Annotated in this window: 24 protein-coding genes and 1 pseudogene; 17 read left to right on the forward strand and 8 right to left on the reverse strand. The window is 56.3% G+C overall.

Annotated elements, in window-relative coordinates:
* The first annotated feature begins 15 nt into the window (after window positions 1–15).
* Window positions 16–507, forward strand: a complete 492-nt coding sequence (locus tag K325_RS0102270; protein ID WP_029652629.1) for an ureidoglycolate lyase — start codon at window positions 16–18, stop codon at window positions 505–507.
* Here K325_RS0102270 and K325_RS18905 read toward each other — a convergent pair.
* Window positions 494–748 (reverse strand): annotated as a pseudogene (locus K325_RS18905) (helix-turn-helix transcriptional regulator); the annotation flags it as partial. The gene K325_RS0102270 and the pseudogene K325_RS18905 overlap by 14 nt on opposite strands.
* Window positions 749–1,049: 301 nt before the next feature.
* Here K325_RS18905 and radD point away from each other — a divergent pair.
* From radD to K325_RS0102325, 10 genes are all read left to right on the forward strand, one after another.
* Complete coding sequence (radD, locus tag K325_RS0102280) at window positions 1,050–2,813, forward strand: DNA repair helicase RadD (protein ID WP_029652631.1); 1,764 nt, start codon at window positions 1,050–1,052, stop codon at window positions 2,811–2,813.
* Between the two features lie 39 nt (window positions 2,814–2,852).
* A complete protein-coding gene (locus K325_RS0102285) occupies window positions 2,853–3,272 on the forward strand; it encodes a hypothetical protein (RefSeq protein ID WP_029652632.1) in 420 nt (139 codons plus the stop codon).
* A gap of 133 nt (window positions 3,273–3,405) precedes the next feature.
* Window positions 3,406–3,831, forward strand: a complete 426-nt coding sequence (locus K325_RS0102290; RefSeq protein ID WP_029652633.1) for a GFA family protein — start codon at window positions 3,406–3,408, stop codon at window positions 3,829–3,831.
* 162 nt (window positions 3,832–3,993) lie between these two features.
* Entirely contained in the window at window positions 3,994–4,902 is a 909-nt protein-coding gene (locus K325_RS0102295) for a methylated-DNA--[protein]-cysteine S-methyltransferase (RefSeq protein WP_029652634.1), read from the forward strand.
* A 75-nt stretch (window positions 4,903–4,977) separates the two neighbouring features.
* On the forward strand, window positions 4,978–6,021 hold the full coding sequence (locus tag K325_RS0102300) for a helix-turn-helix domain-containing protein (protein WP_029652635.1): 1,044 nt from the start codon (window positions 4,978–4,980) through the stop codon (window positions 6,019–6,021).
* A 140-nt stretch (window positions 6,022–6,161) separates the two neighbouring features.
* On the forward strand, window positions 6,162–7,112 hold the full coding sequence (locus K325_RS0102305; protein ID WP_029652636.1) for a hypothetical protein: 951 nt from the start codon (window positions 6,162–6,164) through the stop codon (window positions 7,110–7,112).
* 32 nt (window positions 7,113–7,144) lie between these two features.
* A complete protein-coding gene (locus K325_RS0102310) occupies window positions 7,145–8,230 on the forward strand; it encodes a hypothetical protein (RefSeq protein ID WP_029652637.1) in 1,086 nt (361 codons plus the stop codon).
* A 16-nt stretch (window positions 8,231–8,246) separates the two neighbouring features.
* Entirely contained in the window at window positions 8,247–8,729 is a 483-nt protein-coding gene (locus K325_RS0102315) for a hypothetical protein (RefSeq protein ID WP_029652638.1), read from the forward strand.
* 236 nt (window positions 8,730–8,965) lie between these two features.
* Window positions 8,966–10,567: a parallel beta-helix domain-containing protein gene (locus K325_RS0102320; protein WP_029652639.1), complete on the forward strand. Its 1,602-nt coding sequence runs from the start codon at window positions 8,966–8,968 to the stop codon at window positions 10,565–10,567.
* Between the two features lie 92 nt (window positions 10,568–10,659).
* On the forward strand, window positions 10,660–11,940 hold the full coding sequence (locus K325_RS0102325) for an SO2930 family diheme c-type cytochrome (RefSeq protein ID WP_029652640.1): 1,281 nt from the start codon (window positions 10,660–10,662) through the stop codon (window positions 11,938–11,940).
* A gap of 21 nt (window positions 11,941–11,961) precedes the next feature.
* Here the strand turns inward: K325_RS0102325 and K325_RS0102330 are convergent, their stop codons facing one another.
* From K325_RS0102330 to K325_RS18540, 3 genes are all read right to left on the reverse strand, one after another.
* Window positions 11,962–12,870 (reverse strand): bestrophin family protein, encoded by a 909-nt coding sequence (locus tag K325_RS0102330; RefSeq protein WP_029652641.1) that lies wholly within the window; start codon window positions 12,868–12,870, stop codon window positions 11,962–11,964.
* A 71-nt stretch (window positions 12,871–12,941) separates the two neighbouring features.
* A complete protein-coding gene (locus K325_RS18185) occupies window positions 12,942–13,472 on the reverse strand; it encodes a hypothetical protein (RefSeq protein WP_029652642.1) in 531 nt (176 codons plus the stop codon).
* Window positions 13,473–13,714: 242 nt separating this feature from the next.
* Complete coding sequence (locus tag K325_RS18540; protein WP_051146536.1) at window positions 13,715–13,921, reverse strand: hypothetical protein; 207 nt, start codon at window positions 13,919–13,921, stop codon at window positions 13,715–13,717.
* 15 nt (window positions 13,922–13,936) lie between these two features.
* On the opposite strand from K325_RS18540, the gene K325_RS0102340 reads away from it, so the two are divergent.
* Complete coding sequence (locus tag K325_RS0102340; RefSeq protein ID WP_156836555.1) at window positions 13,937–14,944, forward strand: helix-turn-helix transcriptional regulator; 1,008 nt, start codon at window positions 13,937–13,939, stop codon at window positions 14,942–14,944.
* Between the two features lie 41 nt (window positions 14,945–14,985).
* Here K325_RS0102340 and K325_RS0102345 read toward each other — a convergent pair whose 3' ends face one another.
* A complete protein-coding gene (locus tag K325_RS0102345; protein ID WP_051146538.1) occupies window positions 14,986–16,671 on the reverse strand; it encodes a hypothetical protein in 1,686 nt (561 codons plus the stop codon).
* A gap of 170 nt (window positions 16,672–16,841) precedes the next feature.
* On the opposite strand from K325_RS0102345, the gene K325_RS0102350 reads away from it, so the two are divergent.
* The gene (locus tag K325_RS0102350; RefSeq protein WP_029652645.1) at window positions 16,842–17,171 is read left to right on the forward strand and encodes a thioredoxin family protein; all 330 of its coding nucleotides are present in this window, start codon (window positions 16,842–16,844) and stop codon (window positions 17,169–17,171) included.
* Window positions 17,172–17,199: 28 nt separating this feature from the next.
* On the opposite strand, the gene K325_RS0102355 is transcribed toward K325_RS0102350, so the two are convergent.
* Together K325_RS0102355 and K325_RS17965 are read right to left on the reverse strand one after the other, a co-directional pair.
* On the reverse strand, window positions 17,200–17,694 hold the full coding sequence (locus tag K325_RS0102355; RefSeq protein WP_029652646.1) for a DUF2780 domain-containing protein: 495 nt from the start codon (window positions 17,692–17,694) through the stop codon (window positions 17,200–17,202).
* 114 nt (window positions 17,695–17,808) lie between these two features.
* Window positions 17,809–18,357, reverse strand: coding sequence for a TetR/AcrR family transcriptional regulator (locus tag K325_RS17965; RefSeq protein WP_036192876.1), 549 nt, complete (start codon window positions 18,355–18,357; stop codon window positions 17,809–17,811).
* Window positions 18,358–18,488: 131 nt separating this feature from the next.
* On the opposite strand from K325_RS17965, the gene K325_RS0102365 reads away from it, so the two are divergent.
* Window positions 18,489–19,031: a carboxymuconolactone decarboxylase family protein gene (locus tag K325_RS0102365; protein ID WP_029652648.1), complete on the forward strand. Its 543-nt coding sequence runs from the start codon at window positions 18,489–18,491 to the stop codon at window positions 19,029–19,031.
* 200 nt (window positions 19,032–19,231) lie between these two features.
* Window positions 19,232–19,393 carry a hypothetical protein gene (locus K325_RS18660; RefSeq protein WP_169441749.1) on the forward strand — a complete coding sequence of 54 codons (162 nt, stop codon included), beginning with the start codon at window positions 19,232–19,234 and terminating at the stop codon, window positions 19,391–19,393.
* Window positions 19,394–19,492: 99 nt separating this feature from the next.
* Here the strand turns inward: K325_RS18660 and K325_RS0102375 are convergent, their stop codons facing one another.
* Window positions 19,493–19,699, reverse strand: coding sequence for a cold-shock protein (locus K325_RS0102375; RefSeq protein ID WP_029652649.1), 207 nt, complete (start codon window positions 19,697–19,699; stop codon window positions 19,493–19,495).
* Between the two features lie 313 nt (window positions 19,700–20,012).
* Between K325_RS0102375 and K325_RS0102380 the strand changes: the two genes are divergently transcribed.
* Entirely contained in the window at window positions 20,013–20,747 is a 735-nt protein-coding gene (locus K325_RS0102380) for a ZIP family metal transporter (protein WP_051146567.1), read from the forward strand.
* Window positions 20,748–20,759: 12 nt separating this feature from the next.
* Window positions 20,760–21,326, forward strand: a complete 567-nt coding sequence (locus tag K325_RS0102385; RefSeq protein ID WP_029652651.1) for a hypothetical protein — start codon at window positions 20,760–20,762, stop codon at window positions 21,324–21,326.
* The last annotated feature ends 23 nt before the right edge of the window (window positions 21,327–21,349 follow it).

Raw genomic sequence — 21,349 nt, forward strand, 5'->3', positions numbered from 1 at the left:
ACCGGGAAGATAATCATGCTGAAACTGACTGCCCAGCCGTTGACCGCTGAGGCCTTCGCGCCTTTTGGTGACGTAATCGACAGTCGAAACGCCACCAATTCATTTGAGATCAACGCTGGCCGCACCCGGCGTCATCACGACCTGGCGGGTGTTGAGATACTGGGGGAGGGTGGTCGCCCGATGATCAGTATTTTTGTCAGCCAGCCGGTTCAGGTGCCATTGACTGTTGACTGTTTGGAACGGCACCCACTGGGCAGTCAGGCTTTCATTCCCATGCATGGCGAGCGTTTTCTGGTGGTGGTGGCTCCGGGAGGAGAAAGTATTGATCCGGAGTCCGTGCGGGCGTTCGTGACCGACGGGCATCAAGGGGTTAACTATCGGGCAGGCACCTGGCACGCGGTGCATTCGGTGCTGGCGTGCGAGGGTGAGTTTCTGGTGGTTGACCGGGGTGGTCCGGGGAACAACTGCGATGAGCGCCCGGTCGAGATACTCGTTACCCTGGACTGATGGTCAGCTCCGAAGGGCTATAACCGAAATGAAGCTTCACGGCCCTGGAAAAGTTGGCGCTTGATGAAAAACCGCACTCCAGAGCCACTTGGGTAACCGGTACGTCAGGTTTGAAAACGAGCTGGTTCACGGCTCGTTCAAGCCGGCGCCGGGCAATAAAGTCATTAACGGTTTCGCCCATAATGCCCGAAAAAATGCGGTGAAAATGGTAGGGCGAGAAGTGACTGGTCTCCGCAATGTCCGTAAGGGTGAGTCAGGTAATCAGGTTTGCTTCGATGTACCGGATGACGTTTTCGATGCGGGCTTTGTAGTTTTTATTCATGGGCTTGGAATCAGACCCCGTAATCCCGCTCAACCTTCGCCATCGGTACGATGGCTGGAAAAAATGACGGCGTAGTAGGGTGGTTCTGGCGTGTTCGCAAACTGAGGCATGAGGTACTCCCTGTCTCATTGGGTGTCGGTCATGAGAGGCGAATGAATGAGGATAGCACGCATGCTAGTATGGCCCACCTTCAACCCAGACACCGATAAAGCCCCGCAAGATGAATGCGCCTTTCAAGCTGCGGCCCTACCAGCAGGAAGCGGTCGACGCCACGTTGAGCCACTTCCGCCAATCCGACGAGTCAGCCGTCATCGTGCTGCCGACGGGAGCGGGCAAAAGCCTGGTCATAGCCGAACTGGCCCGCCTTGCTCGCCGTAAGATCCTGGTGCTGACCCACGTTAAAGAGCTGGTGGAGCAGAATCACGCCAAGTATGAGAGTTATGGCCTGGCTGGCGGCATCTTCTCCGCCGGACTTAGGCGTAAGGAAAACCAGCATCAGGTGACCTTTGCCAGTGTGCAGTCGGTAGCGGCGAACCTGGATCAGTTCGGGGATGAATACTCGCTGGTCATCATTGATGAGTGCCATCGGGTCAGCGGTGATGACACCAGTCAGTACCAACGGATCATTGAGCGGCTGCGGCAACAGAATGACACCCTTAAAGTGCTCGGGCTGACCGCCACTCCCTATCGTTTGGCTACGGGCTGGGTCTATCGCTATCACTACCGGGGCTTTGTCCGTGGCTCCGATGATCAGCAGCAAAAACCCTTCCGGCATTGCATCTACGAACTGCCGTTGAGCTATATGATCAACCGGGGCTATCTCACCAAACCTGAGTTGGTGAACGCGGCGGTGGCGCAGTACGATTTCTCCGCGCTGGCACCGGACCGTTTTGGCGAGTATGCCGAGAAGGACGTGAACCAGCTGCTGAGCAAACATCGGCGGGTGACCCGCGCCATCATTGAACAGGTGATGGAACTGGCTGCTGAGCGCCAGGGCGTGATGATTTTTGCGGCCACGGTGGACCATGCCCGGGAGATCACCGGCTACCTGCCGGAACAGCAAACTGCCCTGGTGACCGGCGCGACCGACCTGAATGACCGGGATCTGCTGATTCAGCGCTTCAAGCAGCGGCAGTTGAAGTACCTGGTGAATGTGTCTGTGCTCACCACCGGTTTCGATGCACCCCACGTGGACTTTATTGCCATTCTTCGGCCCACCCAGTCGGTCAGCCTGTACCAGCAGATTGTGGGGCGCGGCCTTCGTCTGGACGACGGCAAACAAGATTGCCTGGTAATGGACTACGCCGGCAACAGCGTGAACCTGCATCACCCGGAGGTGGGCGAGCCGAAACCCAACCCGGACAGCGAGCCGGTGCAGGTGTTCTGCCCGGGCTGTGGCTTTGCCAATATCTTCTGGGGCAAAACCGACGGTGACGGCCGGGTGATTGAGCACTATGGGCGCCGGTGCCAGGGGCTGCTGGAGCCAGAGGAAGGGGCCAGCCTGCGCCCCGAACAGTGCGATTACCGCTTCCGGTTCAAGGAGTGCCCACATTGTGGCGGTGAAAACGACATTGCGGCCCGGAACTGCGGGCACTGCCATCAGGCCATTATTGACCCTGATGATCAGCTGCGGGACGCCCTGAAACTCAAGGACGCCATGGTGATCCGTTGCGCCGGGGTGTCGTTGGGTGTTGAAGGCACTAAGCTGAGGATCACCTATCACGGAGAAGGCGGTGAGGAACTCCGGGAGTCATTTGACTTCAGCAAACCGGCTCAGCGCACGGTGTTCAACAAACTGTTCGGCCGAAGATTCGCCCACGGCCAGGCCCCGAAAACGTTCAGCCATGCTGACGAGGTTCTCGACATGCAGGCCTTGCTGCCAGCCCCGGATTTTGTGATTGCCCGTAAACAGAAGCACTATTGGCAGGTTCAGGAACGGGTATTTGATTACCGGGGGCAGTATCGCCGGGCGAATGAAATGTGAGTATTCAAGGCAAACGTTGAGGTTACATGGAGGCTCTATTTGAAACCATATAAAGCACTAGCAATTCTTTCCCTGCTGTTCTCGGCCGGTTGCACCAACATAGCCGGGGATGCCCCACGATCCATCTACCCCGGGCAATCGTCGCTGTCTGATGCGGATGCCCTGTTTTCCGTCGCTGATGATTTTTTTAAGAACGCAGGCTACCAGTGTCGCGCTGACCAGGAGGTAAGAAGCCTTCGTTGTTCGAGAGCGCTTCGCGACCTATACATTCACCAGACGACAGCGGTTGTGCAGGTTTTTCCGGAGGATGGCGGCACTGGCGTCTATACTTTGGTGACGACCCGCTGGGATGAGGGGCTGATTCCGGGAGAGTTTATCTCCAGTGAGTTCACGAACCCGGATGTTAAGGCGTTCTGTGAATATCTGAGCGAGGAGGCTTTGGGTTATTGTCAGGGGTAAGGCTGTATCCGCCCTGGCAAAACCGAGGTGGTTCCTCCGAAAGTCCTGACGAATCCATCATCTCGGAGGATATACGGCCCCGGAGTGGCTCTGGGACAGTAACCGGTGAATAACAACAAATATGGAGGTGGCCATGGGCCAGTATCAGGGCAGTTGTTTTTGCGGCACGGTGAAGTTTCAGGTTTCGGGTGCGCCGGAGGCGATGGGGTATTGTCACTGTGATTCCTGTCGGCGTTGGTCTGCGGGGCCAGTGAATGCGTTCTCACTCTGGCCCGGTGATCGCCTGGAAATTTTGTCCGGGGCGGATCAGGTGGGGGAATTTCACCTGACCGAGCAGAGCTATCGAAAGTGGTGCAAGCAGTGTGGTGGCCATGTGTTTACCGATCACCCGACCTGGGGGCTGGTAGACGTCTATGTGGCAAACCTGCCGGGCCTGAAGTTTGAGCCAGCCCTGCACGTGCACTACCAGGAATCCGTTTTGCCGATCCGGGATGGTTTGCCCAAGATGAAGGATGTGCCTGCCGAAATGGGCGGATCGGGTGAAACCCTGCCTGAGTAAGCTTGCCGGGTAACGTAACCGGAACCTTCCTTCTTTTCCGGTTATCGTTGCGCCTGTTGGTGCCCGGGTTGGGATGGTTTTGGGCCGGGGCAAGAATCGGATGGAAACGCGCCGCGAAGTTCGCTTTACTGGCCCGGTCTGGGTGAAATAAAGGGGAGCGGTATGTCGATGCCACCGGATCAGGAAGTAAGAGCTGCCGTGGACGCCGGAGAGGTATCCCTTGATGGCGATCCTCGCGTGGCCCGGTTGGTGCGAGTGGCGCGCCACATCGAAGCAAACGCCGATGAACCTCTGACGCTGGCCAGCCTGGCCGGGATTGCCGGGGTATCCCCATCCCGATTGCAGCGGCAATTCACGGCAGCGTTCGGGGTGTCTCCAAAGGCTTATCAGAATGAGGTGCGGATGCGCCGTTTCAGGCAATCGCTGAAAGACGGCGACAAGGTGACTGATGCGATATTTGCGTCTGGCTTCGGGTCAGTCAGCCGGGTTTACGGAGAAGCTGCCCGCAACATTGGCATGCTACCCCGGGCGTACCGGGCTGGTGGAGCGGGTGAGGTGATTGTCTATGCCTGCCGGTCGACTGCACTCGGCCTGATGGCTATGGCCGCCACGGATAGGGGCGTTTGTTTTGTGCAGTTTGGCGATGATGAAGCCTCATTGATATCCAGCCTGAAAACTGAATTTCCCAACGCGGAACTGGCCGCCTCGCCAGCGCAGGATGCGCCGGAACTGGATGCCTGGGTAGCCGCCCTGGATCAGCACATCAGTCAGGGAGCCCCAAGGCCCGACCTGCCGCTGGATATTCGAGGCACCGCCTTTCAGGTGAAGGTATGGCAGTTTCTGTTGAGCATCCGGGAAGGCGAGGTGTTGAGTTACAGTGAGGTAGCCGCAAAGATCGACAAGCCACGGGCCGTGCGGGCAGTTGCCTCGGCCTGCGGTAAAAACCGGATTGGTGTGCTGATTCCCTGCCACCGGGTCTTGCGTGGTGATGGAGGCTTGGGGGGGTATCGTTGGGGGTTGGCGAGAAAACGTGCTTTGCTGGATGCGGAACGGAAACGGCGGGGCGATTGACGGCGAGTTAAGGTAAACTCGTGGTTGCTTTGGCTGTGAAAAAACAAATAACAATAAAAGGTAGAACGTACCGTGATGCTGCTAACCGGCTTCGGCCTGGGTTGTTTGCTGCCGCTTTTTGTCATTACCCTTCGGGATTTTCGCCACATAATGGTGGGCGGGGTATTCCTTCTTGTGATCATTACCTCTGGCGCGTTTCTGATAGACCCGCTGGTGTCGAGCCAGTGGCGCTGGATTACATCAGATCTCCAAACCGCGCTTCCTGGCCTGTTCTGGTGGTTGTGTCAGCTGATTTTCGCACCACGCCCGCGCCTGAAATCGGTATGGGGCGCCATGGCGCTGTACAGTTTTCTGGTACCGGCGCTGGCGCGGCCTTTTGTGGTGCCGGGAGAGTCACCCGCCCTGGCGGTGTTCTTCGGCTGGCGCTTGGGGCAGTTTTTTGAGTATGTGGTGGTGTTACATGGCCTCAGCTTTGTGGTTCGCTATTGGCGTAATGATCTGGTGGAAACCCGCCGGAAGGCCCGCCTGGCGTTTTTATTGATCATTGGCAGTGCGGTCAGTGTAGCGACTGTGAGCCTGAACTTCGGGCTATACCACGAGTACATCCGGGGCATTATCACCGGGCTGGCGGCGTTTGCGACGCTGATCTGCCTGGTGACTGCGAGGGTGGGCATTATGGAGTTGGTTGGCAGCGAGCCGGTTGCCCGCATCTCATCGCCGGATACCGCCCCGCCACCCACAGAGGAATCCCCGGAAGTTCTGTCGGCCCAGCAGGTGGAAGACGCAGATGTGCTTGGCCAAACCATGGCCAGGGGGTTCTATCGCACCGAAAAACTCACCTTGAAAAAACTCTCGGATACCACGGAGATTCCGGAGTATCGGCTGCGCAAAGTGATTAATCAGACGCTGGGCTATCGTAATTTCAACGATTACATCAATCAGCTCCGGGTGGCCGACGCGGCTGAGCGTTTACTGAACGAACCGGAAACGCCAGTGCTGAACATTTCTCTGGATGTCGGTTACCGAACCCTCAGTTCGTTTAACCGGGCGTTCCGTGAAATCAAAAATACAACGCCCACGGAGTTCCGGCAGCAGAGTCCGGGCCTGGATGTCGGTTGATTCCGTGTTGTAAACAAGGCCGCTCAGTTTTTTGCGTGAGTATGCAAATCTGAAACAAAAATACAAAACAATGGGCCGGTGACTGGGGGCATAATGAATGTGCTGTGCCTATAAAAAAACGAAAAATGAAGAGAGTTCATATGGCGTCGTTAAAAACCGCTTTTGCCTTGGTAGTCCTGTCGCTGTTTGTTCTGACCGGTTGTGGAACAACGAAGCTGCACAAACGCTACGATGTAACCCAGATAGAAGAGTGGCAGGAAGATTACGAGGCGAAAAGGACTTCGGTGATTGACGCTTCCATCAAATCCGGAACGTTGTATCTGGGCGATGGCCAGTTTGTGATGGAGCTGGAGCAGCGTTATCAGGTACAGAAAATTCTCTATAACCAGCCTCGTTATTATTCGCGGTCGAGTAAAGAGCCCAACCTTTTTTACATTCTGAATCCCTTGCTCTGGATTACCTGCCTCGATACGCCTTCCAACTGTGTTGGGCGGGAGGGCGAATGGGGAGGGCCCTACAACGATGGAGACCGGGAATTTGTCCGGGTGCAGGATCAGGATACTCGCACCGGCCCGCTGAGTTATCCCGCAGCCAAGCTACGGGTTGAGGTGGTGGCGACCAGTGGAACCGGAGAATGGCGGGAAACACTGGAGCCGGAGATCGCTCGTGGCCGGGCCTCCATTGATGTAAAAGAAACCCTGCAAAAATCACCGTTTGAGCCCAAAGCCGTCCGTATTCTGGCTGCTTTGCAAGCAGGGGAGGCCTCGTCTTCTCTTGAGTCCCGCTACGACCAGAGCGTAATGGAGCGTCTCGGTCTTTTCTCTGAGCGCTGGCTGAGCAAGCCTGAGTTGTACGCGCGATACGTTCACCAGATCCGATCCTGCATGAACGATTCTGATTATAAATGTGCCGTTAAACACTTCTTCAAAATTCAGGATCTGAAAATCGAAGTGCCAGACACGTTCTATTTTCACTTTGCCAAAGCCTTGTCCCTGATGGGGGACACCGAAAATGCCCGCAAAGCCGCCCGGATGTACCTTCAGGATGCTCGCCATATGGCTTATGCCTCTGATGCGGAGGCTTTCCTGTGAACACAAACCACTTTTTGACAGGACGATTCGTGATGCTCAAAAACGTCATGCTTCTGGCGCTGGCTTGCTGGTTGCTTTCCATGCCCGTTCACGCTGCGGTGATCCCGCCAACGGCAGGGCCTCATACGGTGAGCTTCAGTGCAGATCAGCTTACCGTGCGTGATAAAAGCACAGGGTATTCCGCCGTGGTTCAGGTTGAGAGTCGGCTGACGGTAGGGGTTCTTGTGGGTGAGCCGGTCTATACCTGCGTGGCGTCCTGGAGACTTCTGTCGGTTGCGGCGGGTGATGACGGTTTTGATGCAGGGCTCACCGGGGCGTCGGAGGGCTCGTTCAATGCCAGTAGCCTTCCGCCGTCGGTGCTGAAGGACGTTACCCTGTATGACGTGGACATTGCCTATCCCCTGGCCCCCGGGTTGCCGATCAACAGTTCCTCAATGCTGCTCTGTGATGCGGGCATCCTGAAAGCTGCAGGGTCGGATAAGCCGAGCTTTAATTTTCCTTCCAGTCCCATGTGGGGGGAGCTGTTCTGGGACGATATCTCTGGTCGTCACGAGGGGGCTGACAGGGCGAAAGAACTGTATGTTGAAATGCTGTCGGCGTATGAAAAACGGGCTACGAAGAAGCGCGGGGCTTTTTCATGGGGAGGCTCACAGGCAGACAAGTGGGGCAGCTCGGTGCACTCTGCGTCCATCAATCTCTGGCCTGTGAAAAGCTGGCTTCGCAAAGTGGTGAGAGATCAGGCAGAAACGGCCCGGCGTGAGGCGGAGGTGTTCGAGCAGAAAAACACGGCTCTGGTCGATCAACGTGGGCAGGTTGCCGATGACGTTTTTGACGCCCTTATGACCGTGGTGTATCGGAAAGAGGCCGCGAAGCAGACGGTGGCGAGGTTTGAAGAGCGTCCAGCCAAGAAGCCTGCCAGGGCCGGGGTGACGCGGGAGCAGATGATCGCAGACTTACCGAACAACAGCTGTGTTGACCGGGAGCGGCTGGCGGAACTGAACCGGGACTGGGAGGCTGGCGCCCGGATGCAGGAAACCATGGGGAGTTGTGCCAGAGCTCGCCCCGAACCAGCCCCGTATAAGCCTTTGGGTTTGAAGCTTCAGCGCGTTCAGTATTGATGGGCTGGTAGCGCTGATGACGGCTCAGGTACTGGATGGCCTGCGGGTTGATGGGATTGGCTACTGTCTTGTTCAGGCCGAACCGGGGCCGTTTTCGCCGTGGGATTATGGCATTGAACCCAACAGCATTTGCTCGTCGAACTGGGCCGGCTACGTTGCCGGCTTTGAGGTGCTGGGCCGGCGCTTGTATCTCGCTTCGTTGAGCGTGGGCTGGGCGCCTCCCAGGCGGATCACGGGCCGCGACCCGGCCGGGGATGACCCGCTTGGGTTGCTGGCTGTGGGTGGGCCGCAAGAACTGCCTGCATTGAATGGTGTGATGCCAGAATCCAGCACGGGAAGCTATATGGCTTATTCCAATGTGCAGTTGCCGCTGGATTACACGGGCCGCCTGATCGGTTGTATGGGAGATGTAGCGGCTCCCAAGCCTGATGACTGTCGTGTGTTTGTCTTTGAAGCAGGAATTCTGGTGGATACCCAGGTGGTTCAGTCGGTGTTCTGACCCGGATTAGTACCAGGCAATTGCTGCAATATCCTGGTTTTCAGGATTTGCACAGTCCCCCTTTTTTATCCCCGTAGCCCTTGGTGTGCAGGTCTTTTCAGGATTTGCACAGGCTTTGTGGCTTTCTGCATATCGGTTCTGCTCGCTTACCGTGCTCGCCCTGATTAATGTCAATTGGCACACCGCGCCCTGCGGGGAACGCTTGAATAAAAACAACACGAAGAGCAGAGGATACGATGCGCCATTCTCACACATTCAAGAAACTATTCCTGATTACCGCCATGTCCAGCGGGCTGTTACTGGCCGGTTGCGATGGCGACGATGGTAAAGACGGCAAGGACGGCAGGGACGGTGCCGACGGGCAGTCTGCCAATGGTGATGCCAGTGCTCAGCTGGCGGTGACCACCTCTGGGTTTGTCATCACTGACGATGCGATTCTGGTCGCGCCAGATGCCGCCGATGGCGACGACATTACTGAGGCTTTGTCCGTGGCCCTGTTCGACCTTCCGGAAGACGCCCTGGTGGTGTTGCCGAAAGGGCGCTTTGTGGTGACCGAAAGCATTGTGGTGAACAGTGCCAGTGGGCTGACCCTGACCGGCCACGGTATTCATGAGACCGTTCTGGATTTCAGCACCTCCTACGGTGACGACGCGTTCCGCTTTCAGGGGGGGAACGGGATTACCGTGCGCGACCTGGCGGTTTATGAGGCGCCGAAGAACGGCATCAAGGCCACTAACGTCAACGGCATTCACATGACCTACACAGCCACGGTCTGGGAAGGGGAGCTGGAGGCCAATAACGGCGCTTATGGGCTGTACCCGCTGAAAAGCCAGAACGTGCTGCTGGAAAACAACTATGCCTTTGGCTCGGCCGATGCCGGCATCTATGTGGGCCAGTCCGAGAACATTGTGGTGCGTAACAACACGGCGAAGCAGAATGTGGCCGGCATTGAGATTGAAAACTCCACCATGGCCGATGTTTACAACAACATTGCGGTTGGAAACTCGGGAGGCATCCTGGTGTTTGACCTGCCGGGACTGGATAAGGCCTATGGCGGCAATGTGCGGATATTCAACAACCACGCCTATAGCAACAATGCTCAGAATGTGGGCGCGGGGGTGGTTGGGCTGGTTCCGCCGGGTACCGGCGCGCTGGTACTCGCCACCAGCGACGTTGAGATGTACAACAACCAGTTGACCGACAACGCCACCACGGCAGTGGCGATCACCAGCTACCTGCTGGTGGAGCCTGATCTTGCCAGTTATCCCGCGAACTTCGGGGCTACCATGGGCGATGGCTGGAGCCCGCTGCTCAAGAACGTATACCTGCACAACAATACCTTTGCCCGTAATGGCGCCGACCCGCAGGGCGAGTTACTTCAGCCAATCATTGATGGCTATGGCTCGAACCTGAACAGCAAGGGCTCGCCCCAGACCTTTCCGGCCATTCTGTATGACGGTATTGGCGAGTTGTTGTCTAATGTGGGAGAGCTGACGGCTTTCAATGCTCTGGTGAGTGCCGAGGCCCAAGCGGATGGTGTGAACTACGATCCGTATAGTGCGGACGACCTGATTTGCGCCAACAGCAACATCAACGGTAACCCGGCTCCGGACTACGATGAGGTTAATACTGGCCTGGTCTACCCGAATGACCCTGCCGACCTTACTCAGGTGGATGGCAATGGCAACCCGCTGCCACATCTGCTCATCGACCAGATGGTGAACAACACCTATCTGAACTGTGTGCAGCCCAGGCTGGCGCCCGCTGTGGTGAATTTCCGCAACAACATCTACGGCTGTACCGGGGACGATCTGGCGGAAGCGGCCTGCGCACTCTAGGCGGGCTACCCCCCGATTTGTAATGGTACCCATCATGACAGGCGAGGGCAGTACCCGATTCCTGCCCTTGCCGAGGCAAGAGAGTATTCCCGATGAGAAACAACAAGAAAACGATGATGGCCGCCCTGATGGCGTCTGTTCTGATGACCGCCTGTGGTGGCGGTGGCAGCGGGTCTTCCAGCGATGACGATGATTCCGCCAATAGCAGCGCACTGAATGCCGGGGCGGGCGCACCAACCGGAGCCGAAGGTAACTGTAATGCCGCCACAACCGGCGTAAACTGGGACGCTCTGATGAGTGAAACCTGCCCGAACCTTTCGGACTACAAACTGTTCACCGATGCCGGTGACCCGACCGCCGGGCCAACCCGGGGCGGGGTTCCGTATGATCTGTCCACCTCGCTGTTCTCGGACTACACCAGCAAATACCGTTTTGTGTTCGTGCCGGAAGGGAAGACGGTTGGTTTCAATGAGTCGGAAGCCCTGGACTTTCCCGTGGGGACGGTGATCACCAAAACCTTTGCCTTGCCCGCGAACACGGCCATGCCTGAGGGCGATGAACGGGTGATTGAAACCCGCCTGCTGATACACCGGGCCGATGGCTGGATTGCGTTGCCGTACTACTGGTCGTCTGAAACCGAGGCAACCCTGGCGATTGCCGGCAAGCGCCTGACGGACCTCACCACCATCAATCACCAGGGGCAAACTCTGACATTCGATTATGCGGTACCCAAAGCTGCAGACTGCACGTCCTGCCATTCGATCGTGCCGAACCTGACGGGACCGGATGACCAGCGTGAACAGATTTTCCTGCCCATTGGCCCCAAGGCGCGATACCTCAACAAGGATTTCACTTACCCGGATGGCACGGTGTACAACCAGCTTCAGTACTGGGCGGAGGGAGCATTACTGGCAGGCCTGCCGGCGGACTTCACTCGTGTTGAGAAGGCTCCAGTCTTTAACGATCAGACCCACCTTGCGTCTCTGAGTGAGCGTGAGTTGAACGACAAGGCCCGGGCATATCTGGACATCAACTGCGCCCACTGCCATCGAGCCGACCTGACCCTGCCCGAAGGGTACGCCGGAGCGGCCGGAAGCAGCGGGGTGCAGCTGGAGTACAACCGAAACTACGCCGACTCGCCGGGTAAGTTTGGTGTGTGCAAAGACCCGGTCGCGGGAGGGATGGCGGGGTATCCGTACGATGTGATTCCCGGCAACGCCGATGAGTCTTACCTGCAGTTCCGTATTGAGACCACCGACAGTCGCCACAAGATGCCAGAGCTTGGCCGAAGCATTGCCCACCGGGAAGGGGCGCTCTTGATTCGCAGCTGGATCAATCAGTTGCCGAGGGCGAGTTGTTCACCGGCACCGTGACGGCATGAAGCCCGTCTGGCGTCACTGCAACTGAAAGTTAACGGGTTGCAGGGGCGCCGGGGCGGGTTCCCCCAGGGCTTCCGCCACGCTGATGTCGTGTACCCGGCAGAGGGTGTCCAGTGGCAGATCGTTGGTGTGCCGTCCAAACGGAAATTCGAGCTGTTCCGACAAACGGTCCAGGCCAAAAAAGGTGTAGGCCACAATGGCGGTGAAGACGGGCGTGAACCAGCCAGCAACGCCGACCAGTCCGAACGGAAGCAGATAGCAATAGACATACGCCGTCCGGTGCGCCAGCAGGGTGTAGGCGAAGGGGAGCGGAGTCGTGGCGATACGCTCCGAGGCGGCTTGAATACCTGCAAGGCCATGGAGGTGCCGGTCCAGAGCAGCGGCAGCGATAGCGTCCAGCTCGCCGGCTTTGTGGGCCTCGGCAAGTACCTCGCCCGCTTTCTGCAGCATGACGTCGGCCGGATTTCTGGCGCACAGGGCTTGCTCGAGGAGCTGCGGTGACAGGGCTTCCGGGAGGTCTGATCGCACATCCTCCTGGCGTAACTGGCCGCGCAGAAGGTGGGCATGTGCGAGAGTTCGGGTCAGCAGCTCCCGTCGTCGTTCCGGGCTCAGGTAAATGCCGCTGGCCCGGGCCAGACTCCGCACTTCGTAGACCATGTGCCCCCAATGCTTCCGCGCTTCCCACCAGCGATCGTAGGTAGCGGTGTTGCGCACGCTCAGGAAAATGGACAGCGCCAGGCCGATGATGGTGAATGGCAGCAGGGTGTACTCGACGATGCCGTCCAGATAGTGGCGATGGGATACCCAGGTGACGGCGGTCGCGAACAGGCTGGCCAGAATGATGTGCGGCAGAATATGAGGAACCACGGAGCCTTTCCAGGCCAGCATCAGCCTGAGGGCGCCGGGGCGGTCGCGTACGATCATAAAGCAGGGCTCCAGTCAGCGGGCGGAGTGAATCTCTCGCCCGCAAATTCGCTCCGGGGAGCGAGAAGAGCTTAGTTTACCCGATAGTAAGCGCGATGATAGTCCAGCTGGGTTGGCCGCTGTTCCGGTGCATCAGCTTCGCCATCGCCGTAGTAGAGCGTGTCGTTGTCGATCAGGAAAATCGTGTATTCGTGAACGTCAAAGGGAGCACCGTCGTATTCGGTGATGTGGCTGTCTTCTTCGGTGGCCGTAACACCGCTGCCCGTCACTACCTTGCCGCCCAGAGTGAAGTAGCCGGACGCTGTCGGGTTGCCTCCTTCGGGAAAGAGGGTGGTGCAATTCGCATCGGTGTAGTTTTCGATGCTGGTGTGGAACTGGTTCCCAGTGTATGTGTGGGTGATGATGTCGTAGTGGCCTGAATCGGGTACGAGCCCGCACGGCTTGTTCCAGGTACCTTCCAGCACGGTGGCTTCTCCGCTTGGGGTGCCCGTTCCGTTGCCATTGTCCGGCTTGTTTACGCTGGAGTCGTTGCTACCACCCCCGTCACCCCCGCAGCCGGCCATCAGTGCGGAAATCAGGGTGAGCGCCAGAATCTTTTTCATGGGTATGTCGTCCTACCATTTAGTGAGGTTGGCATCCTATAGATCGTTTATTTACAAATAAAGACGATTTTGTGAATTTTTTATCCTTGTATATCAGGTGTCTGGCCATCATTTAACTGACATTTTTTTGCAGTACGGTCTGAAGTTGTGTCGTGCACTCGTACAGATAAAGGGTGTGTTATTCGATAGTTCGCTCTATCATGTATCGGTAACTTCGTATTTACGGTGTGGTTTGTCGGGTTTCAGTGCCTCCCCGATGAAGTTTGTGCTGTCAGCCAAAAAGGAAAATAACCGTTGTGATAAAGGCGATAGACGATTCCCTCCAGGTTGGTGTCGAAGAGTTTGAAGGGTACAACCGGCTCGTAACGATTCTGTACCGTTGTTTGCATACCAATCAGGGTTTCCAGCCGTTCTTCGATGAATTCCGGCAGAGATTCCGCTGCCTTCAAGGCGGGATTCTAGGCTTGACGCATAATCCCGTTCGTATGATGTTTGCCTGGACGTTTGGTTACCCGGAGGGCTTTGAACAATGGTTTCTGAACAGCGATCTGGCCCGAAAGGACGAAGCGCTTTTGCATTTCAGCGCGTTGCCGCCGAGGCAGTTTGACTCGTTGACAGGCTGTGACCCCGATATTGATATACTGGAAGTGGTCAACGAAGACACCCGGGAGTGGGTGGAAGCAGCGGGGCTTGGGGACAGCGCCGGTATGCTGGTCAGCCAGGGGCCAACCTCCAAAGTGGTGTTTCTGGCGAACCGTCATCGTGATGAGGGGCAGTACACCCCGACAGAGCTGATGCAGATGAACATGCTGGCTCCGCATATTGAGAACGCCGTTGGGTTGTTCAACAAGATCTATCAATCCCGGACACAGCATGAAACCCTGTCGATGGCGCTTGATCATATCCGCAAACCGATGATCGTCATTGATGAGATGGCGAGGGTAGTGCGTTGCAATGCCTCGGCTGAGAAAATCCTGGCGTCTCACCCCCGGTTGTTTGTGACAGAGCAAAGCGACTCGCGCCTGCAAAGCCTGAACTCAGGGTTCAATCGTCAGCTTAACGACGCCATTCTGACCAGTATTTTCAACGCCCGTGATGGTGTTCAGGACATGATTGCCCTGTTTGAGCAGATGGATGATGAGCGACTGGCCATTTGTATCACACCCTTGTCTATGGGGTGTGACGACGAGCCTGTCGAGGCGCATGGCCAGTATGGGGCGTTGGTGGAGCTTGTGTCATTCTCGGCAAAACGGCCACCGAACCTTGGTAAGCTGGCGAGGCTGTTTAACTGCACCCGGGCCGAGGCTGTCACTGCCGGGCATCTGATGCATGGGCTGAGCATCAGTGAGGCAGCAGAGGCAGAGGGGTTGTCGGTGCACACCGTTCGGGGTTATGTGAAGAATCTGCTGTCAAAAAACGGCTATCGTCGACAGGCAGAGCTGGTGGGTGCGTTGGTGCGGGCTCTGGACTGAAAAAGCCCGCGCAGGGCGGGCTTTTTCGGGTTTCGGACGTTTTACTGGAAGCTCAGTTCGGTCACGAACCTCAGCTCCAGATCGGCGACGCCGTCAAGGTGGACCAGGTTCTGGCCATCAGCCAGCATCAGAAAGCGCCAGTGGCCGAAATCGCCGGACGTACCGTCGGTTTCTGTGAAGACCAGTGCGCCCGAGGTGCTGACATCCCAGGTGCCGGCAACATTGTCTTCGCCTGAGCTGTCAAACTGCATGCGCCCGGACCGATTGCCATTTTCGGTACGCATGTCCACAGTGATGATCTCACTCGAGGAAAACTCCAGGTCGTAGAGGCCCTCTTCACCAGGATCAACCAGATCGGAGAAGGTGAAGTAGATGCTTGCCGGAATGTCGCTTCCCGGATACAGGCTGGCTTCCACGTAGACCGGTTTGGTATCGCCTTCAAAGTCCCGGAGTTCAACCACATAGCGCCCCAGGCGCATCAGCGTGAAGGTGTCCTGGCTGTCGGCGTTGTCGGTCAGAGTCAGCTCCCCGGTGGGCCGCAGAAGGGCCGGGCCATTCACCGGCCCGTCACCATTGTTGGCGGGGTTGTCAAACAGGCCTCCCGGGCCGTCCAGGTCCACCGTCACGTTGGTGACGGCAAAGTTTTCACCATCAAAGCTATAGCTGCCCCATTCGGAGGACACGGCAACCGGGCTGCCTTCATACGCCTCTTCATTAGCGTTGTGCGCCACCACATAGGTGCTGTCGTCGAGAATCGTCAGGATGTTGTGAAAGCCCTGGCCATCCAGGCTGCCGTCGCCGATGTACCAGCTGCCCACCAGGCTGTTTCGGTCATTTCTTACCGGCTCAAACACCACTTCTTCATTGTTCGGGGCAGAGAGGAGGGCCAGACCGCCGTTGACCAGTCGCATAGACCAGGTAGCGGTTTCGTTGTTGTCTGCCAGGCCGCCGCTGCCATCGGAGTTGCCGATCACCGACAGGTTGAGTTCTCCGGTGATGCTGTTCCACTCGTACGTGCCATACTCGCCTGTGCCTGCCCGTTGTTGGTCGTCATCGGCTTTCGAATGAACAATCAGGTATTCGCTGCCATTAAAGAAGGTCAGGACGTTTACGTTGCCGCCGTCTTCCACAAACACCCAGCTCCCGGTCAGATCGCCCGTCTGGGATGTTTGAAAATGGTCTATTGCGACTGTTTTGGGGATCAGAGTTTCGCCGAGCGCGGTGTTGGCCTGGGTTTCGAAGTCAGATTCACTCAACGTAGTGTCTATGGCAACGTCTTTAAGCGCGGTGTGCACGGCCGGTGTAATGGTGATGCCGTTGGCGGGGTTGCTGTCGTTGTCCAGAGTCTGCAACAGGCGAAGAATGTTGATGACCGCGGGGTCCTGGCTCCAGTCGGCGGTGCCACTGCCCATGTCGGCAGGTGTAATGCGGCCAGTTGCTTTCACGGGGGGCAGGCTTATGCCGCCGATGGAGAAGGTTACTGTGTCGCCCGGTTGGTATTCGTATTCACCAACGCTGTTGGTCTGACCTTGCTGGCCGCTGGGAGACGTTGAATAGTTAATGCCGGCGACCGCGCTGTCGACAAATACGCCGGTTGCATTGGTGCTGTCTGGCGGGGTTGGTTTGGAGGCTGCATCGCTACTCGAAGAGCTGCCGCCGCCGCACCCTGTCAGGGCCACGGTGGAGGAAATCGCTGCTGTCAGAGCCCACTTCTTGAAATTTTCCATAACAACTCCTTGCTGGGGAACTACCACTGGATGGGTCGCTGACACGCTAACATGGATAAACTTTCATAAACTTCCCCCATTTGGGGGGAGTGTGGAATTTTTCACGCAGGGTGATTGCTCCCGCATAATGGGGAATGCACTACAGGCAAAACAGAGGTTGGGCAGAAGGTATGAAAACGATCTGTACGGAAGAAGCGCTGGCGGAGCTGTTGAGTTCCAATGCCGCAGTGTTGGTTCTGTTTGGTGGGGCGCATTGCGGCGTGTGCCAGGCCATCAAGCCTCAATTGGAAGCGCTTGCCGAGCGGGAGTTCCCGAAGCTGGTAACGGCTTACATTGATTGCCAGGGGGCGGCTGGTTCTGTGTGTGCTGCCCGGGCGATTTTCTCATTGCCGGTGGTGCAGCTGTGGTTTGAGGGGCAGAGGTTTACGGAGTTTGTGAGAGCATTCTCTATTGGCGAGATTCGGACGGCTCTGGAGCGTCCTTACCAGCTGCTCAGGTGAGGGGTTCGCCCCTCACCTGGTTGTGGTGTTACTCCGCTGGTGACCAGAGACCCTGCAACTGGCCGAGCAGTGAGGAGCCTACGCCCTGATCGCCCAGGAAGCCCAGGATCAGGGGGACAAATTGCTGGATCATGCCCGCATCCATGCCAAGGGCAGAGAAGGCGGTTTGTACGCCATCCATGGAGGAGATTTTCGAAATCAGGCTGTCACTCAGGCTGCTGCCGCCGAGCAGGCTGGTCAGGCCTGAGGCTTCACTGTTCAGATTGTTGATGGCGTCGGTGCCAAGCTGATTCTGGGCCAGTTGCAGCAGGGCGCCAGCGCCCCCAACCGCCTGGGTTTCCGTAACCCCAAGCTGACTCTGGAGCTGGCCAACCAGTTGGTGGGCTTCTCCGTTTACTTCGGTGGCGGGTGATAAGGCCTCTGCGCCCGTTGAAATAGCGTCGCTCAGGCTGAAGGCGCTGACGCTGGGCGAAAGCAGGTAGATGCTGGAAGCAAGTAGAAAATGTTTGAGGCTGGCTGTCATGTAGGGGGCTTTCCTTGGAGTCTGTTATTAGGGTTGCAACCTAATTATGAGGGGGTTCTTATTTTGATGAAAGTGTGGTAAACCGAAACAGCCCGTGTGCGGGCCTGCTGACGGTTATCTGCTAAAGAGCGGTTGCAGGAGTGTTTCAACGCTGTCCAGCAACGGCTTACCTTCCACTGATCGGCCAACCACCAGTACGCCTTCATAAACCACAAGCAGGGGGAGCGCGCCTGAGCCATCGGCTCCGCATCTGGTCAGAATTTCTGAAAAGCGTTGCCGTATCCACTGCAGGTGTTCATCAAAGACTTCCCGAAGGCGAGAGTTGGAGTGCATGAATTCCGCTGCGGCGTTTGAAAACAGGCAACCGTTAAAGCTGTCTTTTTCGCACAGGGCAACCAGCCGCTCAAGCAGCAGCCGGATCAACGGATAGCCGCCCTCGGCAGACGCCGCAATGATTTTTTCGATATCGGCCCGTTCGCGCTCATCGGCGCGTTTGAGAACTTCATAGATCAGATCGTCTTTTGACGGGAAGTACTTGTACAGCGTTGTCTTGGCCACGCCTGATTCCGCCTGAATACGGTCGACACCGGTAGCGTTAAAGCCGAACTTGTAGAAGAGCTCTTCTGCAACATTGAGCAGAAGTTCTTTTTTAGGCGCATTCATTCTCATCTCGATCCTGATGTTGATTCCGGCCAGTTTATCAGAGAAATTTCCGCTTGACGCTACAGATCTGTACACTTACCATTTGGGCGATACAGATCTGTACACTTTTTTGGTTGAAGCAGGAGATAGTGATGTCGAGAATACCTTTGAAGAGCATTGAAACCTCATGTTCCAGCGGTGCGGAGGTTCTTTCCGGAATCAAGAAGCAGTTGGGCATGTTGCCAAACTTCTTTGCCGGACTGGCCAACCACCTTGGCAGCCTCAATGGTTATCTGGCGTTCCATGACGCTATGGAGCGCGAAAGTTCGCTTTCGAAGGCACAGCAGGAAATGATCTCGCTGGCGATCGCTAACGCAAATGGCTGCCATTACTGTGTGAGTGGGCATACCTTGTCTGCAAAAGCTGCAGGCGTGGTGGCCGAGGAGGCGCGCAGGGCTCAGAAGGGGCAAGCGGAGCAGCCTGAAGATCAGGCGTTACTGACTCTGGCTCTGGAGGTTCTGGATACTCGCGGCCATGTGTCGGAAGAGACGTTGGCCATGGTGAAGGCACATGGATTTTCTGAAAGTGAAATAGTGGAAGTTGTGGGCTGGGTCGGGCTTAACTCGTTCAGTAACTGGATAAACAATGTTATCCAGCCAAAAATTGATTTCCCTGTTGTGCCGATTCAGGAGTAATCCACGTTTTTTCTGTTATTAGGTAAAGTTATTGGGCTGCGTACATTTAAAATCTCAATGCACGATTTGTCGTAGCCCAGTAAGTGGTTGATGTTGTTATTGTTTGTCTTTATTAATTTGTCGAGCAACAAAATTTTTCTGTTTGATATACACTGGTTTGCTGGTTTGGGTGAGTGCAAAGAGTAAATCTGGAAAATATCATGAGCAAGAAAAACGTAAAGCCTGTTTTAACATCGGCTGAAATTGAAGAGCAGACGGCAGCTTTTTTAAAAGCTGGCGGGCAAGTTGATTATGTTGGTAAAGGTAAAAGTGGGCAAGCTTCTTCTGGCGGCCCTAAGCCGGTTAATGTTAAAAGCAATTGATTGATTTAACGGTTGAGAATGGACTGAAAAACTAATCCTGGTTATTTCAGGCCAAGAAAAAAGGCAGCGTATGCTGCCTTTTTTATCACCGTTTGTTGCTTACAGGGCAACAACGTTTTCAGCTTGTGGGCCTTTCTGGCCGTCGGTCACTGTGAACTCAACTTCCTGGCCTTCTGCCAGAGTCTTGAATCCGCCACCTTGAATAGAGCTGTAGTGAACAAAAACGTCCGGGCCGCCTTCACGAGTAATGAAGCCAAAACCTTTTGATTCATTGAAGAACTTAACGTTGCCTTTAACAGTAGACATATAATCATCCTGAATTTAATCGATTAATTGCTAGCAGAAGATCGCTGTGATCTTTGGGTAGCGTAGTGCGGGAAACAAAAAACGCGCAGGATCAGAAACAGAACAATAGGTTTGACAACACAAAAGGTCTTATTCGTGAAATGCTTTGCTAAATCTTTCCAACAGGAGAGACAGTACGCCAATTAATCGGTTTTGCATAGCAAAGTTTTTCGAAAACTGGAAAAATCGACGTTTGAAAGCGTTTAGTGGCTTGTAAAGCCTGGGCTTTATGGGGCTGAAGTTTTTGTTTTTCTTTTGCAACTCTGGGATCGTGATGCTGGAATCACTTCAGACAAATGGCCTGCTACAGATTTTGCTGCTAACCCTGATTGCGGGGCTGGCAATGCCATTGGGGGCCGCGCTGGCATCGGTTGAGCGGATTCGTCCGCGCTGGCTGGAAACCGAGGTGCGCCACAGTGTGATTGCGTTTGGCGGCGGGGCTTTGCTCGCAGCCGTGGCGCTTGTGCTTGTGCCGGAGGGTTCTGCCGGTCTTTCTCTGGCACCGATTGTGGTGTGTTTTGCGGCCGGAGGCATCGCGTTCATGCTGCTGGATCGCTGGCTGGCGGCCAATGGCACACCAGCCAGCCAGTTGGTGGCGATGCTCTCGGATTTCGTGCCGGAAGCGATGGCGCTGGGGGCCACGTTTTCGGTGTCCAGCCAGGGTGGGATGCTGTTGGCGGGGATCATTGCGTTGCAGAATGTGCCCGAAGGCTTTAATTCATACCGGGAGCTGGCTAAGGCAACCCACTACCGCAGGCGGACGATTGTGGGCGGCCTTGCGCTGATGGCTTTGCTTGGGCCTGTTGCCGGTGTGGTGGGGTATTTTCTGTTGTCGGATACGCCTCAGGTCGTCTCGGGCATCATGCTGTTTGCCGCGGGTGGTATTCTCTACATCATTTTTCAGGATATTGCCCCCCAGGCTCGCTTGAAAAAACACTGGGCACCTCCTTTGGGCGCGCTTGCAGGGTTTCTGCTGGGGCTGGCTGGCGAGGTCGCGTTAGGCAGTTAACAGAGAGCAGACATGATTCGTGCAACCGTATTGGTGTTGATGCTCGGGCTTGTGTCCGGGTGTCAGATGTACCGGAAATCGAACGATCCGATACACCGGGCGCCCCCCCCCGGCGCGATAACCGGGCAGTTCACCCCGTTCAGTATGATGACCACGACCTATCAGCAGGATCGATACCGGCTTTTTCTGGCCGGGGGTGGTGAGAGTGTCAGTAAAGGCGCGGAGCGAGCTTCGCTCTTCACCCTGGCTTCGTTGCAGGCCAATGTGCCGGAGGTTCCCGACCCGGAAGGCGAACTGGTGGTTCTTGAGAGCGTGATGTACGAGCCGTTGGCGGATGGCGAAGTTACCGGAACCTGGGCATTTGACCAGCCGGCATGTCGGATTCGATTGCGGACAGTGGAAGGGCACGTTTTCGCGACACTGGAGGGGAGGCCTGTTTCTGTCACCATACACTCAGGAATACCAACACAGGCGCCGGTTCTGGAGTCTACGACCGGTTTTACGGTCATGGAGTCCAGGGCTCCGGGGCTGGAAGGCCGCGTGTTTTTTGACTTGTCCCGTCACTGGGCGTGCCCCTGATTCAGGGCGCAGGAGGCCCGGGC

Origin of the sequence: Marinobacter daepoensis DSM 16072, assembly GCF_000421165.1 — a bacterium.
In the GTDB taxonomy this organism is placed as follows: domain Bacteria; phylum Pseudomonadota; class Gammaproteobacteria; order Pseudomonadales; family Oleiphilaceae; genus Marinobacter; species Marinobacter daepoensis.

Bases quoted from the DNA above. Each gene is read 5' to 3' on its own strand.
- K325_RS0102310 (WP_029652637.1), top strand. From the start codon at position 7,145: ATGCTCAAAAACGTCATGCTTCTGGCGCTGGCTTGCTGGTTGCTTTCC.
- K325_RS0102325 (WP_029652640.1), top strand. From the start codon at position 10,660: ATGAGAAACAACAAGAAAACGATGATGGCCGCCCTGATGGCGTCTGTT.
- K325_RS0102330 (WP_029652641.1), bottom strand. From the start codon at position 12,870: ATGATCGTACGCGACCGCCCCGGCGCCCTCAGGCTGATGCTGGCCTGG.
- K325_RS0102315 (WP_029652638.1), top strand. From the start codon at position 8,247: ATGACGGCTCAGGTACTGGATGGCCTGCGGGTTGATGGGATTGGCTAC.
- K325_RS0102295 (WP_029652634.1), top strand. From the start codon at position 3,994: ATGTCGATGCCACCGGATCAGGAAGTAAGAGCTGCCGTGGACGCCGGA.
- K325_RS0102380 (WP_051146567.1), top strand. From the start codon at position 20,013: ATGCTGGAATCACTTCAGACAAATGGCCTGCTACAGATTTTGCTGCTA.
- K325_RS18660 (WP_169441749.1), top strand. From the start codon at position 19,232: ATGAGCAAGAAAAACGTAAAGCCTGTTTTAACATCGGCTGAAATTGAA.
- K325_RS0102305 (WP_029652636.1), top strand. From the start codon at position 6,162: ATGGCGTCGTTAAAAACCGCTTTTGCCTTGGTAGTCCTGTCGCTGTTT.
- K325_RS0102385 (WP_029652651.1), top strand. From the start codon at position 20,760: ATGATTCGTGCAACCGTATTGGTGTTGATGCTCGGGCTTGTGTCCGGG.
- K325_RS0102345 (WP_051146538.1), bottom strand. From the start codon at position 16,671: ATGGAAAATTTCAAGAAGTGGGCTCTGACAGCAGCGATTTCCTCCACC.
- K325_RS0102300 (WP_029652635.1), top strand. From the start codon at position 4,978: ATGCTGCTAACCGGCTTCGGCCTGGGTTGTTTGCTGCCGCTTTTTGTC.
- K325_RS0102320 (WP_029652639.1), top strand. From the start codon at position 8,966: ATGCGCCATTCTCACACATTCAAGAAACTATTCCTGATTACCGCCATG.
- K325_RS0102375 (WP_029652649.1), bottom strand. From the start codon at position 19,699: ATGTCTACTGTTAAAGGCAACGTTAAGTTCTTCAATGAATCAAAAGGT.
- K325_RS18185 (WP_029652642.1), bottom strand. From the start codon at position 13,472: ATGAAAAAGATTCTGGCGCTCACCCTGATTTCCGCACTGATGGCCGGC.
- K325_RS0102365 (WP_029652648.1), top strand. From the start codon at position 18,489: ATGTCGAGAATACCTTTGAAGAGCATTGAAACCTCATGTTCCAGCGGT.
- K325_RS0102355 (WP_029652646.1), bottom strand. From the start codon at position 17,694: ATGACAGCCAGCCTCAAACATTTTCTACTTGCTTCCAGCATCTACCTG.
- K325_RS0102290 (WP_029652633.1), top strand. From the start codon at position 3,406: ATGGGCCAGTATCAGGGCAGTTGTTTTTGCGGCACGGTGAAGTTTCAG.
- K325_RS0102350 (WP_029652645.1), top strand. From the start codon at position 16,842: ATGAAAACGATCTGTACGGAAGAAGCGCTGGCGGAGCTGTTGAGTTCC.
- K325_RS0102270 (WP_029652629.1), top strand. From the start codon at position 16: ATGCTGAAACTGACTGCCCAGCCGTTGACCGCTGAGGCCTTCGCGCCT.
- radD (WP_029652631.1), top strand. From the start codon at position 1,050: ATGAATGCGCCTTTCAAGCTGCGGCCCTACCAGCAGGAAGCGGTCGAC.
- K325_RS17965 (WP_036192876.1), bottom strand. From the start codon at position 18,357: ATGAATGCGCCTAAAAAAGAACTTCTGCTCAATGTTGCAGAAGAGCTC.